The following is a 14,623-nucleotide window of genomic DNA, read 5'->3' on the forward strand; positions in this document are numbered from 1 at the left end:
GGCCGTTTAGCGACCTGTTAAATCGGACAAGCCTGCTCATATCGTGTTAAACGATTGCGGCCAGCTTGGTTTAACACTAAGCGATAATGCCATTGATAGCGACTGGGAGGGCAGTAGTAAAAGGTGCCATTTTCAAGAGCATCTAAGCTACCGTCGCGCCGAAATTGTAATTGTTGTCGATGGTAGCTTAGCCGATGGTCGTTTTTTAGCGCGGGCAGTTCGCGTAACAGCACGGTTTCATTATTGATGGGATCAAGTAACAGCAATTGAATGGGATCGTGCTGCCAGTGTCCTTGACAGTGCTGACCTTGGATTGGACAGATCTTGACCGGTTGTTGGCTACTGCTCGCTTGGATCCTGGCGAAGTGTAAATGCCGACTGAACTGTTGCATATAGCTGCTGGCGTATTGCCGATGCATCAGTTCAGACATGGCCGGAGCGGCAATGGATAACAGGATAACCAGTACAAGTAGGGCAACTAGTAATTCGATTAGGCTTAAACCGCGTGAGATCATGGCGACACTCCTGCTGTATAAAACAATCAAGAGTGTAGCCAAGAATTCTATAAAGTTAAATTTAAATTAAAAAAATGTTTATTTATGGCAGATCATAAATAGTTGGGATCGGTTGACGCTTGTGTTGTGTCTTTTGGAAAATCTGCACTAAACGCTCTGAAACCGCAGCATCGACTGTTTTACCTTCCAGAAAATCATCAATTTGCTGATAGGTCAGGCCAAGCGCGGCTTCATCGGCTTTTTGTGGTGCTAGACACTCTAAATCAGCCGTAGGCGTTTTTTCAACCAGTGTGGCGGGTGCACCAAGATGTTTTGCCAAGGCACGAACTTGACGTTTGCTTAAACCAAATAACGGTGCCATATCGCAAGCGCCATCGCCCCATTTAGTATAAAAGCCGGTAATGTTTTCAGCAGAGTGATCGGTACCTATCACTAAACCACCTTGCAGGGCCGCGATATGATACTGTGCCACCATACGACAGCGCGCTTTAACGTTGCCTTTGGCAAAGTCGGCTTGTGCTGCATTGGCTTGAGGTAAGCCTTCAATACCTGCTAAGGTGCTTTGATGTAAGGCATCGGCGGCGGCTTTGATATTTACAGTGACAACATGGCTAGCTTGAATAAAGCTCAATGCCAGTTGTGCTTCGTCTTCGTCTTTTTGTGTACCATAAGGTAAACGGACAGCGATAAAGCGATAAGTATTTGCTGCGCCGGCATTCAGCTCATCAACAGCGAGTTGTGCTAAGCGGCCACAGGTCGTCGAATCGACACCGCCACTAATACCTAACACCAATGTGTTTAAACCTGATGCGGTAAGTCGCGATTTAATAAAATCAATGCGGCGACGGATCTCGTGTTCAACGTCAATTTGCGGCAATACCCGCATTTCCCGGATAATATGTTGTTCCATAGTCATAATAGCCTCATCGATTAGTACCTGTTTATCTTAACGTATCTCAGCAGAAGAAGATCAACTAATTACTAGGGCTTGTTGCCGTTTTCTGGTTGTTTTTGCAGCTGAGTGGCTGGTATTTATACAAGGCAGAGCTTGTGCCGTGTAGTTATTCTACATAAACAAGCGATAACGTAGTAGAAATGCCAGCCACACGCTGCCCGAAGGGTTCGTTTGGCGATGCTTTGCTCTTTGTGGCCTACATGGATGTAGGTCAGGGGCGAGAGCAGGACGCGGTAGCTTCTCTCGTCGTTTATTTAGAATAACAAACCGGGTACCGCGTACTGCACTTCTCGTTTCGCGATCAAAACATCGCCAAACGAACAAAATCTAAACAGAAAATGTCATCAAGCCCTAGACAAAAGCTGAAGCCTTATGCGGCTTGTATTATACTGCGGCTATCAATGAGGGAATGGACGAAAAAACATGAAAAAAATTGAAGCGATTATTAAACCTTTCAAGCTTGATGATGTGCGAGAAGCGTTAGCTGAAATTAACATCACAGGTATGACTGTCACCGAAGTAAAAGGTTTTGGTCGGCAAAAAGGCCATACCGAGTTATATCGTGGCGCGGAGTATATGGTCGATTTTTTACCCAAAGTGAAATTAGATATCGTCGTACCCGATGACCAAGTTGAGCGTTGTATTGAAGCGATCGTGACAACCGCACAAACCGGGCGTATTGGTGACGGCAAGATCTTTGTATTCGATGTAGAACGCGTGGTGCGTATCAGAACGGGCGAAGAAGACGAAGAAGCGCTTTAATCGTTAAATAACGCTAACTGCTTGCGTGATATGGGCTTGCTTCGTGTTGTCGGGCGCTTACGGCTAGCATGTTTACGTACAATCCGTTGTTTTTGCTCTTTCCAATCCGGTTGATGCTGTTGCAGCCAGTGTTTTAAACGCTGGCGAGCCAGTTTAATCGCTTGCTCGTGCGGCACAACGGGCGCGGGGTAATCGATATCTAATCGACATACATACTGTTGCTGCTGTTGACGGTTCAGCAACCAGGGTTGATGCAACCAGCCATCTGGCACCTGCTGTAATTCAGGCAACCACTGCCGTATAAACTTCCCTTCAGGGTCTTTTTGAATACTTTGTTTCACAGGATTGTACATGCGATTGGGATTAATGCCCGTGGTGCCCGCTTGCATTTGAATTTGTGGATAATGGATCCCGGGCTCGTAATCGACAAAACAGCGTGCTAAGTGCAAAGCAACCGGGCGCCAGTGCAGCCAAAGGTGATAACAGGCAAAAGCCACTAACATGGCTCTGGCACGAAAATGCAACCAGCCGGTAGCTAACAAACTGCGCATGGCGGCATCTATCATCGGGTAGCCTGTTTGCCCCGTAGCCCAAGCCTGAAATAATATCGCAGAAAAATCATTTTCTCTCATGCCATCAAAGCCACGATGCAGATTACGCATTTCTAGTTCAGGTTCATCTTCGAGCTTTTGCATAAAATGACAATGCCAACGCAGGCGACTATAAAAAGCATCAAGGCCGCGTTGTTGATTGTCGTGCTCAGTGGTCTTGCGCTGCTGCCAGGCTTGTTGTTGCAATTGGCGCATACTGAGCAGGCCATAACTTAAATAGGGGCTTAAGCGTGAACAGGCCTGCGGTGCTTTACTCGCATAAGAGATGCCACCCCGATAGCTTTTCACTCTAGTGGTAAGAAAGCTTTGTAAGGTGCCGCTTAGTGCTGTGGCTTGCTGGGGAGACTGACAAAGCGGCAAATCTTTACTGCGTATTGGCCATTGCAAAGGAGCTTGCCAGTTAGCGGCAGTAATAAAGGGAAGCTGTTTGGGAATAGGAAATAATGGCTGTGTTAACCACTCATCTGCTTGTTTAAACCAAAGATCACGATCGGCCAGCCGCCGAAATACCGCAAACTGCCGATACTGATGCCAAGGTATTGCTAGCTCATGCCATAGCTTTTCCACCGCCAGGTCGCGCTGATAACTCCATAAATTACCGGTTTCTTCATGGCTATACACCGCCGTAATGGGAAACTGCTCGGTCAGTTGTCGAAAGACTCGGCTTGCGGCGCCATAAAAAACCAATAAAGGCTGGCCCAAGGCAGAGAACTGTTGCTGTAGCTGTTCTAAAGCTGAACAAATAAAAGCCCAATGGCGCAAAGAGGTATCAGGTTGCTGCCAATAATCGGGTTCGATGATATACACCGGTAACACCGCTGCACCTTGTTGTGCAGCGTAGTGCAAGGCGGCATGATCGGCTAAGCGTAAATCGCGTTTTAGCCATAACAGATGCATGGGCTAGTCCAACTCTTTTAACCAATTATGCCATTGAGCAGGGATCGGTGTGTTGGCCTGTGGGCGATGGGCTGTTTTATCTTTAGCGGTGAGTTCGGGTAACATCTGTCGAACAAAATCGGCTTTTGGATCATAGGCCAATGCTTGCTTTATCATATTAAAAGGTCGCGCTTCACTATTACCATAACCGGCAATATAGGCCCAATTTCCCCAGTTGCTGGCGCATTCGTAATCGAGCAGTCGTTGTTCAAAATAAGCCGCACCCAAACGCCAATCTATGGCTAAATCATGGATTAAATAACTGGCCACATTTTGTCGACCGCGATTACTCATTAAACCGCTTTGATTAAGTAAGCGCATATTGGCATCAACAAAAGGAATACCGGTTTGACCAGCACACCATGCGGCAAACTTACGCCGTTGTGTTGTGGTCAGCTGCGGTGGTTGAAAATTCGGCTGACCTTTTATACCCGTTTGGCTAAACCAACGAGATTGGTATTTACGCATTTGCCAGCGAAAAAACTCTCGCCATAACAACTCGAACTTAAGCCAATAGGTTGAATCATTCGCTTGTACTTGTTGCTCAAATTCAACAATTTGTTGCCACAGATCGCGCGCGGATAAACTGCCCAGCGCTAAAGCGCTAGAAAAGAAACTGGCGTAATGCTCACCTTGCAGCGCATTACGCGTTTCTTTGTAATGTAAAATATGCTGTTCTTGCCAGATATACTGCTGCAAGCGTTGCCAAGCGGCTGTTTCAGTAATAATGGGTGGTTTAGCCGCACTGCTCGCATGTCGATAATCATCTAATGCTGACCATTCGGCGTGGTAATGCTCAGCCTGTTGCGGTGTTAGCCACTGTTGTTCAGCGCGGGGAGTAAAAGGTGTAACGGGTAACGATACTTGCAACAGCGGTTCGTGGTTTTTGCGAAACGTAGTAAAACGGTCTGGCATTCGACTGATGTCAGGCCGAAGTGCTGCACCGAATAAGCTGTTGCAATCGATCAGTGTTAACGTGAGCGGGTCTGCTAATTGCTGCAACGCAGCGTACTCGTGCGGTGAGGTCGGCTCGGCCGCAATCAGCGTTGTGGCATTCAGCTCATTTGCCAGTGCCTGCAAGGTACTGGCGGTATCGCCAAACCGTAATATTAAACCGATCTGCTGGGTAGCTAAGGCCTGTTGCAGATGCAAGATAGCCTGTATCTGTTGATTTAAACGCCATAAATTCGCGCGATAAAGCCCGTATTGTTGGCCAAAAAATTGGGCTTTATCCAATACTACTACCGCGTGTAAAGTACCGCTGCCAGCATTGAGCAACGGGTTATCACGTAAGCGTAATGCCTGATTCAGTAGAACTAGAGTGCTCATAATTGCTCCAGCTTATTCAGCAACACAGACGCGTGCTGTTTAATTGCAGCTTGTTGTTCAGGCGTTTTGCGTTGCCAGTTTTTGAAAGCCAGTTGCAGCCGAGCGTTTTGACCTAATTGCTCATGGTTTCGGTCTAAAAAGTCCCAATACAGTGCATTAAACGGGCAGGCTTTCTCACCGGTAACATCTTTTACTTTGTAATGGCAGTTTTTGCAGTAATTACTCATTCTATTTACGTAAGCGCCGCTAGCCGCATAGGGTTTTGATGCTAACTCTCCGCCATCGGCAAACAACGCCATGCCCATGGTATTCGGCAGCTCTACCCATTCATAGGCGTCGACATAGACCGCCAAATACCAATCACATATCGCTTGCACATCTAAGCCAGCCAAAAGAGCAAAATTACCGGTAATCATTAAGCGCTGAATATGATGAGCATAGCCGTATTCCATCGTTTGTGAGATGGCTTGCTGCATACAGCGCATCTTGGTTTTGCCACTCCAGAAATAACTGGGCAGCGGCGTCGTAGCAGAGAAATAATTTTGCGCGGCATAATCTGGCATTTTTAGCCAATACAGGCCGCGCACAAATTCACGCCAGCCAATGAGCTGGCGAATAAAGCCTTCGGCGGCATTTAAACTGACTTTCTCGCTACGCCAAGCGGCTTCGACTTTTTGGCACATCCAGCGCACATCCAGTAAACCCGCATTTAAATACATGGAGCAGAGGCTGTGAAATAAAAATGGTTGATCAACCAACATCGCATCTTGATAATCGCCAAAGTTGGCCAGTTGTTTTTCGATAAAATGCATAAAAGCTTGGCGCGCGTCTTTACCGGTTACCGCATATTGAAAATTGTCGACAGAGCCTGGATTATCAGCAAATTCAGTAGCAACCGTCTGACACACTTGCTGAGTAATGTCATCGTGGCTAAATTTAAGGGGTGGGATGGCCACTAAATCAGGTGGACAGGCTTTACGGTTTTCTTTATCAAAGTTCCACTGCCCACCAACCGGTTGTTGTTTAGCATCCAGCAGTAAGCCGGTGTAGCGGCGCATTTGCCGATAAAAGTACTCCATGCGCAGTTGCTGCCGGCCGCTAGCCCATTGGTTAAACATCTCTTTCGAGCAGAGAAAACGGTCGTCTTCGAGGATCGTCACCGGCCGCTGAAAATGCGCTGACCAGCCGAGAATTTCTTGATGCAGACGGTATTCACCGCATTCCGTAATGGCAATTTCTGACATATTGGTTTGTTCAAGCGCATAGGCCACGGCGTCTGTCATGCTATGGATGCCGGCTTGCTCGCCATATTTAACGTAGCAAACTTTGCGGCCCTGTTGCTCTAATACGGCAGCGAAATGGCGCATGGCACTGAAAATCAGCACAATTTTATGCTTGTGATGTTTTACATAGCTGGCTTCACTGCCAACTTCAGCCATTAAAATGACGTCATCCGCACTGGCTTCGCGCAGGCTGGCGAGCGCGGGGCTCAGTTGATCGCCTAGAATTACTATAAGTTTGGGCATTACGTCAGACCACTACAATCAATACCGCCTGATACGGGATTAACTGCCCATTTAGATCAGCTAGATCAGCATTGCGGCCAGACTAAATCTGAGTATGATGGTGGCAATAAATTTAAGAGGTATGTGCTGTGAAAAGAAAATTAGTTGCTTTGCTTATGGTTACAGGCAGTGTATTGGCTTATCAAGTTCAAGCTACCGAACAGGCATTAGCCGCATCAGCTGTTAACACTGAACGTCAGGTAGCCGCAGAGGTACCCGAGTTGCATCAGCATAATGCTGCCGATGAGCATACGCATGCTGCGGCAGAGCATTCACATGACGCCGATGATTTTACGCAGCTTGGTACTCATGTGCATGGGGTTGCCAGCCTGACATTGATTTTAGAAGGAAATGAGTTGCAGTTAGCATTGCAAGCTGCGGCGGCTACCATTGTGGGCTTTGAACACGCCCCGCGTACTGCCGAGCAAAAGCAAGAATTAACGCTGGCATTAGACATCCTATCCCAAGGCCAGTGGTTAAATTTAAGTAAGGATGCAAACTGTGAAATTCAAGGCAGTGATGCGAGCACGGATCTGACCGAGCGTACCTACAGTGGTCACGGTGATTTTTATGCCAATATCAGTTTTTTATGTCAGCGCCCAGCATTGTTACAACAGCTTGATGTGAGTTTATTTAATCTGCTCCCGTCGCTACAAACGATGGATGTGCAGTGGGTGTTAAATGGTCAACAAGGTGCCGCTAAAGCGACGTTGGGCAACAGCCAAGTGCGCTTTTAAATAAAGCCTAATGGATCCGCACAACAGTGCTGTAATGCGTATGAGCCTATTGCTTCTGTAGATAGTAGATGAATGCGTTTGTGCGCGCATTTATTGGTTAAAACAGGCACTAGCCGATAAAAAAACCGGTCATTTAACGTGACCGGTTTTTTTGTACGCAGATAAACGGAGTAACATTACCAAGTATATTCTTCTACTTTATCCGCTTTCATACTGTAAGCCGCATTTGCTAAATCGTGAGACATGCTTTCGGTCGTAATAGTACCAATTATCCAAAAGGGTGAATAAATCATATCTGCACGCAGGTTCGATGCACCACTGACATAAATAATTTGATTTGGTGGTGGTGGCGGTACGTGGATACAGGCACCAAAGTACGGTACGAGAAAGAAGCTCGTCACATTCTGATCAGCATCAAATTCCAGAGGTACAATAAAGCCAGGGATCTTGACTTTAACGTTATTGAACTCGGGTTTAACTTTGGCGGACTGCAAAATTTGCTGCCAAGCTTGTGCGGCAGGATCTTCACCATTGTAGTTTTCTTCAAACGGTGAGGGCTGGCTATAATCATGCGCCACTTCGGGCATGGCCATTAACGCCTGTAAATCATCTTCAGGCATTAAATCCGTCCACTCAATGGTTTTTACTTCGTTTGCATGCACGCTAAAAGCCAGACTTGCGGCCAGTACCAGAGAAAACGCAACAGACAACTTCTTGAACATTGGAGCTTCGCCTCTTAATTTTGCATAATAGCTGTAGGGCTATCATAGCATGCACAATGGAGTACCTGTGACCACCAAGCCGAAAATTCCTGCTATTGAACTCAAAGATCTGCAATTCTGGTATCGCGCCGGTGCTTGGCAATTGTCATTACCGGCAGTAACACTTGAACATGGCCAACATTTATTTATACAAGGCGCTTCAGGCTCGGGTAAAACGACCTTGTTAAACTTGCTGGCGGGCATCACAGCACCCAGTGCCGGAGAATTATGGGTGCAAGGCCATGCCATGCATCAACTTAGCGCAGCAAAACGCGATAAGCTGCGAGCCAGTCAAATTGGTGTGGTGTTTCAACAGCTCAATTTAATTCCTTATCTTTCAGTTTTAGATAACGTACTGTTACGCGCCACCTTTGCGGGTCAAGCGGCTATCACTTTACAGCAACGTGCCATCGATTTATTAAGGGCGCTAGGACTCACCGATGATTTACAGCGGCAGCGTGCCAGTGCCTTAAGTGTTGGCCAACAGCAACGGGTGGCCATTGCGCGCGCCTTGTTAACGCAACCCGCTTTGTTAATCGCTGACGAGCCGACTTCGGCGCTGGATGCGAATAATCGCGACGCCTTTATGCAAGTACTGTTAACCGAAGCGGATAAGTGTGCAACAACAGTTATTTTTGTTAGCCATGATCAGCAACTCAAGCGCTATTTTCACTTTGAGTTATCGATGGCTGATTTGGCCAAAGGAGTGGTGGCATGTTAATCAAACTGGCACGTCTGAGTTTATGGAACCGGAAAGGCACAGCGTTAATGACCTTATTGTCGCTAACGCTCAGTTTAGTGTTGCTATTAGGCATCGAACATATTCGCAAAGAAGCGCGCAGCAGCTTTACTAATACCGTATCGGGTACGGATTTAATTGTGGGGGCGCGCTCCGGGCAATTAAATTTATTGTTGTATTCGGTCTTTAGACTTGGCAATGCTACCGCAAATGTCAGTTGGGCAACCTATGAACGTATTGCTAAGCATCCACAAATTAGTTGGACCATCCCGCTAGCCTTGGGTGACTCGCATCGAGGTTATCGTGTGCTAGGCACAAATCAAGGTTACTTTGAGCATTATCGCTATGCCAACCAGCAAGGTTTAAGCTTTGCTGCTGGCGAGCAATTTGCAGGCGTCTACGAGGCGGTATTGGGGGCAGAAGTCGCTAAACAATTAGGCTATCAGCTAGGGCAAGAAATCACGCTGGCGCATGGTGTAGGCGCCGTCAGTTTTTCTGAGCATAAAGATAAACCTTTTGTGATTAAAGGTATCTTAGCGGCCACGGGCACACCGGTTGATCAAACCGTGCATATTAGCCTTGAGGGCATAGAAGCGATACATATCGATTGGCAGCAAGGTGCGCCAATGCCCGGGCGTAAAATTAGCGCTGAACAAACCTTAGAAATGGATTTAACCCCAAAGGCGTTAACGGCTTTTATGGTGGGGCTTAATTCAAGAATGGCCACTTTTGTTGTGCAGCGGCAAATTAATGAGTTTCGTGGTGAGCCGTTAACCGCCATTTTACCCGGCGTGGCTTTAGCTGAACTGTGGCAAATGCTCAGTATTGTTGAGAATATTTTGTTGTTAATCACGCTCATGGTGCTTGCTGCCGGTTTAGTTGGCATGATGACAACTTTACTGGCATCGATGCGCGAGCGGCAGCGTGAAGTGGCCATCTTACGTGCGGTAGGGGCGAGCCCGTGGTATGTTTTTTGGTTAATTCAATTAGAAGTGCTGTTATTAACCCTAGTTGCTATGTTGCTGTCGGCAGCGGTCTTGTTGTTAACGTTATTTGGTGTGCAAGATTGGCTAGCAGCACATTATGGCCTGTTTATCAGCGTGATGCCCTTTAGCACCGAAACGTTGTACTGGGCAGCCGGCATTTTAGCGGCAGCCAGTGTCTTGGCGTGCATTCCGGCATTTGTGGCCTATCGAAAAGCCTTAACCGATGGTTTAAGCGTAAAATTATAAGGTTTAACATGAAATTATTTATGGTGTATTTGGGTGGTACCGCTCCGGGCGCGAATATTGAAGTGCATGATATACGCTTTGTGGTCGGTGACAGTATTAAAGATACTTATCCGCAGTTACGGCAGCAATGGTTTGGTGAAGCCAAAGGCCTGCACCTAGATAGCTATTTAGAAGTGCATGATATTGATGGTTATCACATCACGTTGGTTGCCGAGCCGGTGCAGCAAGCGCAAAAGCTTTATTTTGTTAACTTTGGTGGCTATTACCCAGCGCAAATGGCAGAGCAGCACGAGTTTATGCTGTGTGTGGCAAGCTCTGCGGCTGAAGCTAAAAAGCGTGCCAAGGCGGCATTACTGATTAAAGCACAAAGCCCACATAAAGACGATTTACTGGAACTGGATGACTTGATTCAGCTCGATCAGCTGCAAGGTTACTATATTGAGTTACAACCGAGCGGAGCTAATCAAGCACAGCAGCCGGACTGGTTTGGTTATGAGGTGATTGGCTAAGCTCAGTAGGTGCCTCACCTTTTAGCGTTAACCAAATCCAATTGAGGGTAGCTGAAAGCTCTAATTTACGCGGTAAGCGTAATGAGGTTTCAGCTGCTTGCTCGGCCACCACAAAACTAAAAGCATAATTTTGTTGCTGTCCCATGCGCAGATCGGTTAACACAATTTGCTGTTGTTGCTGCTCTAAGGCATAAAAGCCATGGCTGAAACTGGCTAACTTTTGCACGTCAGGATGCAAAGCATATTGCTCAAGCAAAAGAGGATCTTGTTCAAAACGCACCAATTCAATGGTAGCTTCCTTTTTGAGTAATGAATAAAACCCTTCGTAATAGGCTTCATCCGTTCGGATCAACACGCGCCAAAGTAGCGTATTTAACGCGGTAGGTTGCACCAACAATTTCGTGGAGTGGTCATAAACCTCCGTTAATTGGCTTTTCACTACACCGGTTACATGTTGTTGCGCCGCCATACTCCACAACAGATAACAGCTTGAAAAGACTAATCCTGCCGTATTGGCTGCGAGTAGTGTTTTACCTTTGAGTAATACCCAAATAACGCCAAGTAATAGCGGTAAGGTATACAAGGGATCAATAATAAAGATACTGCCAACACCATACGGATAGTCAGAAAAGGGTAGCGCAAGCTGTGTCCCATAGATGGTCATGGTGTCGAGTAGTGGATGGGTGATCAATACCAGCCACAAGCCGAGTAACCAATGTTTGTAGTGGGCCATTTCATTATGAATGCGACAAACGAGCAGCGCGAGCAAAGGAGAGAATAAGGTTAGATAAAACAAAGAATGACTAAAACCGCGATGCTGTACCATATTGCTAAGGTCATCGCCGTAATCGATTAAAACATCTAAATCAGGCAGTGTTCCGGCAATAGCGCCCCATAGGGCGGCTTTTTTAATTGAGGTGTGTTTACCCACTACTGCAACAGCGACCGCTGAACCCAGTGCTATTTGAGATAGTGAATCCATATAAACAAGATGCTCATTAAAAAGGTTTAGGGGTGTTAAGCGTTATAATGCTCAAAAGAGCCATGTCGTAACTGTGCCGCAAGAACTCGCCATAACTCTCGATAATCATCGCAAAGTGTATGTATACACTTATCAATGTCTAGGTAATAGGCTGCACGTTTGCCATTTAGTTCAATCGGATTACTGATTTGCTGAAACTGAAACCCAACACGATTGAGCATTCGTGCTAAAGCGGGGGCAACCGCTACATAGGCATGCTTTAAATTTAATAAGCGTGCTTGCTCTAAGGCTGCAAGGTATAAACCGGCAGAGATGTAGCGATAGTGTGTTTGAGTATCGGTATCTGATACCGCAGCAACTTGTGACAAAATGGGGTTTTGTTGGCTTTGAATATTTCTTCTAAATGAAGCGGCAACCGCTAAACGAGAAAACTCACTCACGGCTTCACGATCAAAAGCGCTGGGTATTAAGTCAGGCTGCGTAAATTCGTCTTTGAAATAATGTTCGATAGGCAGCAGTTCAGCGTCATTGTTTGACGCGATTAACCGTAAAGTACCCGCAGATTCACCCGTTCTTCGATGTTGTAATAAGCAGTGAATAGAACGGCGGTCATAATGATCTAACTCTAAACCTGAAGGTCTGACAGGTTCATAAGCTAATTCTTCACAGTAGACTTGATGCCTTAAGCGGAAAACGCGGTCTCGATCTTCGCGGCTAAAGGCTTTTTTAAGCTCAAAATCTTGGCTAAAACAGGTGGTCCAATGTAAGTTGTGTGGTGCTTTTGCTGTAACAGTAGAAACACACTGTTCAGTCGGCGCGACAACAGCCTGATTATTTTGATACATAGCAAAAACCCTAAATGCGGCAAAAGTGTTTATTTTTTACAGCAGTTATACGTTCATTGGGTGAAAAGACTTAACACACCTGAATAAAAACATGCCGCGAGTCAACTACTATGCCGACAAGATGCCGCGAGATCAATGCAGAACAGCCATTTTTTTACCAGTATGAGCAGGATTTTACTTAATATAATGAAATATCTAATTAAATATTTTTAGGCTGAAAACGGGATCTGCTGTAACTATGTAAGAAATAGCTTAATAAAATTATTTTAAGGTTAACTTATGCTGAATCGCTCTGCAAAATCTACAGTTATATTGCAAAAAAGCACTTTTAGTAGGAAAGCTCAGTAACACAGAATGTTGTTGCTGAAATGAAAAACGGCGCTTAAAAAACGCCGTATTCAATGTGGTGGAGCTGGGAGGGCACCGGTTTGGTGTTTATTATAGTCGCCAAAATAGTTCATCCTTAGTTTAAGTAAGCTTCTTATGGTTTATGCTTGCGCAGGAGCTACGGAGTTCTATTTGTCAGAAGCTAGCAGATAGTCGTTTGACACGTATTTTTTACAGCAAGCTAGGACATTTCCAATCTCTGTTAATGCCTCTTAATAGTAGATTTTAATCAATAATCATCCCAATAAGGGGGGGCTCCAAAATAAGAGCTCATAAAATCGAGAAAGACACGTAGCTTTGGCGCCAGAAGTTTCCGATGAGGGTAAACTGCATATAAGCTCATCGCATCCACTTCAATGTCATTTAACATGGTTTTGAGCTTGCCTTGTTTTAGTGCTTCACCCACGATAAAAGTTGGTTGTAGAATATACCCTTCACCAGCAGTAGCTGCTGCCGTCAATATCTGACCATTGTTTGCAGTCAATCCTACTTGATTATTCTGTGAATTAGCGCGTAATACCCTCATGAGTGGGTGGTTGGATGAGGCGTAATCCGTGTAGCTGTAATGTAAGAAATGCGAGCTGTTCAATTCATCAGGCTGGCTGGGATTTCCGTACTTTTCAATGTATGAAGGGGCTGCGCAAAGCACAAGTTTTATTGGCGCTATTTTTTTTGCAATTAATGATGAGCTTTTTAAGTTCCCAATTCTCAGAGCTACATCAAACCCTTCTTCGATGACATCCACCTTACGATCACTCAACTCTAGGTTAACACCCACTTCCGGATACTTTTTTTTGAAATCCCGTATGAGGGGTGCAAGGTGCAATGTTGAAAAGTCTACTGGCGCACTGATTTGTAATAGACCTTTTGCAGTACTTTGCAACTCACCAAAGTGGTTTTCCATGTCATGAACACTCTCCAGAATATGCATGGCATGATGTAAACACTGTTCACCTTCTTGGGTTAAGTGAACGCGCCGAGTTGTTCGGTTAAACAGTCTTACGCCAAGCTGATCCTCAAGCTGCGATACATATTTACTTACTAGTTGATTTGATGTCTCTAGTTTCTCAGCAGCTTTGGTAAAGCTGCCTAGCTCTGCCACGGTAACAAACGCTTTCATTGTGTCTAATCGATCCATAGATAAATTCTATATTACAAATGATATGTTGATAATTATTCCATAATATCATTATTTATCCATTTTTATGTTGTTAGTAGTATAGATCTCAACCTGATTGAGGTGGTCAGCTCGGTCAGTCTTCAATAATTACTTAGAGAGGGATTCCATGATGAACAAGCAAACTATACATAATATATTGAAATCAGATGCAGGCGTTGCTGCGTTAGCTTTAAGAGTACCTGTTGGGATTATCCTAGCTGCTCATGGTGCACAGAAATTGTTTGGCTGGTTTGGCGGTTATGGTCTTGAAGGTACTGGGCAATGGTTGGAAAGTATCGGATTGGCGCCAGGGTATTTGATGGCCCTCTTGGCAGGTAGCGCAGAATTCTTTGGTGGAATAGCCTTGATTCTTGGCTTGTTAACCAGACCTGCTGCAGCGGTAAGTGCTTTTACTATGTTAGTGGCCATTTTTAGCGTGCACTTTGAGCATGGTCTTTTCTTATCAAACAATGGATATGAATTTGCTCTTGCTTTGTTAGCTGCAACAGTAGCGCTAACCATTCAAGGAGCTGGAAGCTATGCAGTGGATAATGCCATAACAAAAACGTAGTGGGTTGTGCTTCAAAAGATAATCTTTC

At 45.6% G+C, this 14,623-nt stretch carries 15 protein-coding genes; 6 read left to right on the forward strand and 9 right to left on the reverse strand.

Annotated elements, in window-relative coordinates; translation table 11 throughout:
* Positions 1-17: 17 nt before the first annotated feature.
* Together L1N97_RS12590 and nadE are read right to left on the reverse strand one after the other, a co-directional pair.
* Complete coding sequence (locus tag L1N97_RS12590) at positions 18-515, reverse strand: GspH/FimT family protein (protein ID WP_236130029.1); 498 nt, start codon at positions 513-515, stop codon at positions 18-20.
* An 82-nt stretch (positions 516-597) separates the two neighbouring features.
* Positions 598-1,431: an ammonia-dependent NAD(+) synthetase gene (gene nadE / locus L1N97_RS12595; RefSeq protein ID WP_236130030.1), complete on the reverse strand. Its 834-nt coding sequence runs from the start codon at positions 1,429-1,431 to the stop codon at positions 598-600.
* A 462-nt stretch (positions 1,432-1,893) separates the two neighbouring features.
* Here nadE and glnB point away from each other — a divergent pair, with 462 nt between their 5' ends.
* Entirely contained in the window at positions 1,894-2,232 is a 339-nt protein-coding gene (gene glnB, locus L1N97_RS12600; protein WP_226751160.1) for a nitrogen regulatory protein P-II, read from the forward strand.
* Here glnB and L1N97_RS12605 read toward each other — a convergent pair.
* From L1N97_RS12605 to L1N97_RS12615, 3 genes are read right to left on the reverse strand one after another with little or no spacing between them, the layout of a single operon-like run.
* Positions 2,229-3,740, reverse strand: coding sequence for an FAD-binding domain-containing protein (locus L1N97_RS12605; protein WP_236130031.1), 1,512 nt, complete (start codon positions 3,738-3,740; stop codon positions 2,229-2,231). The genes glnB and L1N97_RS12605 overlap by 4 nt on opposite strands.
* 3 nt (positions 3,741-3,743) lie before the next feature.
* Positions 3,744-5,108: a DASH family cryptochrome gene (locus tag L1N97_RS12610; RefSeq protein WP_236130032.1), complete on the reverse strand. Its 1,365-nt coding sequence runs from the start codon at positions 5,106-5,108 to the stop codon at positions 3,744-3,746.
* A complete protein-coding gene (locus L1N97_RS12615; RefSeq protein ID WP_236130033.1) occupies positions 5,105-6,634 on the reverse strand; it encodes a cryptochrome/photolyase family protein in 1,530 nt (509 codons plus the stop codon). Before L1N97_RS12615 ends, L1N97_RS12610 begins: the two co-directional genes overlap by 4 nt.
* A 128-nt stretch (positions 6,635-6,762) precedes the next feature.
* Here L1N97_RS12615 and L1N97_RS12620 point away from each other — a divergent pair, with 128 nt between their 5' ends.
* Positions 6,763-7,410, forward strand: a complete 648-nt coding sequence (locus tag L1N97_RS12620) for a ZrgA family zinc uptake protein (protein WP_236130034.1) — start codon at positions 6,763-6,765, stop codon at positions 7,408-7,410.
* A 176-nt stretch (positions 7,411-7,586) separates the two neighbouring features.
* Here L1N97_RS12620 and L1N97_RS12625 read toward each other — a convergent pair whose 3' ends face one another.
* On the reverse strand, positions 7,587-8,132 hold the full coding sequence (locus tag L1N97_RS12625; RefSeq protein WP_236130035.1) for a DUF3299 domain-containing protein: 546 nt from the start codon (positions 8,130-8,132) through the stop codon (positions 7,587-7,589).
* Between the two features lie 67 nt (positions 8,133-8,199).
* On the opposite strand from L1N97_RS12625, the gene L1N97_RS12630 reads away from it, so the two are divergent.
* Genes L1N97_RS12630 through L1N97_RS12640 form a run of 3 tightly spaced genes read left to right on the forward strand, consistent with a single transcriptional unit; the run spans position 8,200 to position 10,651 of the window.
* On the forward strand, positions 8,200-8,892 hold the full coding sequence (locus tag L1N97_RS12630; protein WP_236130036.1) for an ABC transporter ATP-binding protein: 693 nt from the start codon (positions 8,200-8,202) through the stop codon (positions 8,890-8,892).
* Positions 8,886-10,142, forward strand: coding sequence for an ABC transporter permease (locus tag L1N97_RS12635; protein ID WP_236130037.1), 1,257 nt, complete (start codon positions 8,886-8,888; stop codon positions 10,140-10,142). The genes L1N97_RS12630 and L1N97_RS12635 overlap by 7 nt, the downstream gene beginning before the upstream one ends.
* Positions 10,143-10,150: 8 nt before the next feature.
* Positions 10,151-10,651 carry a DUF1543 domain-containing protein gene (locus L1N97_RS12640; RefSeq protein ID WP_236130038.1) on the forward strand — a complete coding sequence of 167 codons (501 nt, stop codon included), beginning with the start codon at positions 10,151-10,153 and terminating at the stop codon, positions 10,649-10,651.
* Here L1N97_RS12640 and L1N97_RS12645 read toward each other — a convergent pair.
* From L1N97_RS12645 to L1N97_RS12655, 3 genes are all read right to left on the reverse strand, one after another.
* Entirely contained in the window at positions 10,602-11,633 is a 1,032-nt protein-coding gene (locus L1N97_RS12645) for a metal-dependent hydrolase (protein WP_236130039.1), read from the reverse strand. The genes L1N97_RS12640 and L1N97_RS12645 overlap by 50 nt on opposite strands.
* Positions 11,634-11,668: 35 nt before the next feature.
* Positions 11,669-12,478 carry a PEP-CTERM/exosortase system-associated acyltransferase gene (locus tag L1N97_RS12650; RefSeq protein ID WP_236130040.1) on the reverse strand — a complete coding sequence of 270 codons (810 nt, stop codon included), beginning with the start codon at positions 12,476-12,478 and terminating at the stop codon, positions 11,669-11,671.
* A 616-nt stretch (positions 12,479-13,094) separates the two neighbouring features.
* Positions 13,095-14,003: a LysR family transcriptional regulator gene (locus L1N97_RS12655; protein WP_236130041.1), complete on the reverse strand. Its 909-nt coding sequence runs from the start codon at positions 14,001-14,003 to the stop codon at positions 13,095-13,097.
* Between the two features lie 151 nt (positions 14,004-14,154).
* On the opposite strand from L1N97_RS12655, the gene L1N97_RS12660 reads away from it, so the two are divergent.
* On the forward strand, positions 14,155-14,595 hold the full coding sequence (locus L1N97_RS12660) for a DoxX family protein (protein WP_229587006.1): 441 nt from the start codon (positions 14,155-14,157) through the stop codon (positions 14,593-14,595).
* Positions 14,596-14,623 lie beyond the last annotated feature (28 nt).

The organism is Rheinheimera sp. UJ63 (genome assembly GCF_021568285.1).
Lineage (GTDB): Bacteria > Pseudomonadota > Gammaproteobacteria > Enterobacterales > Alteromonadaceae > Alishewanella > Alishewanella maricola.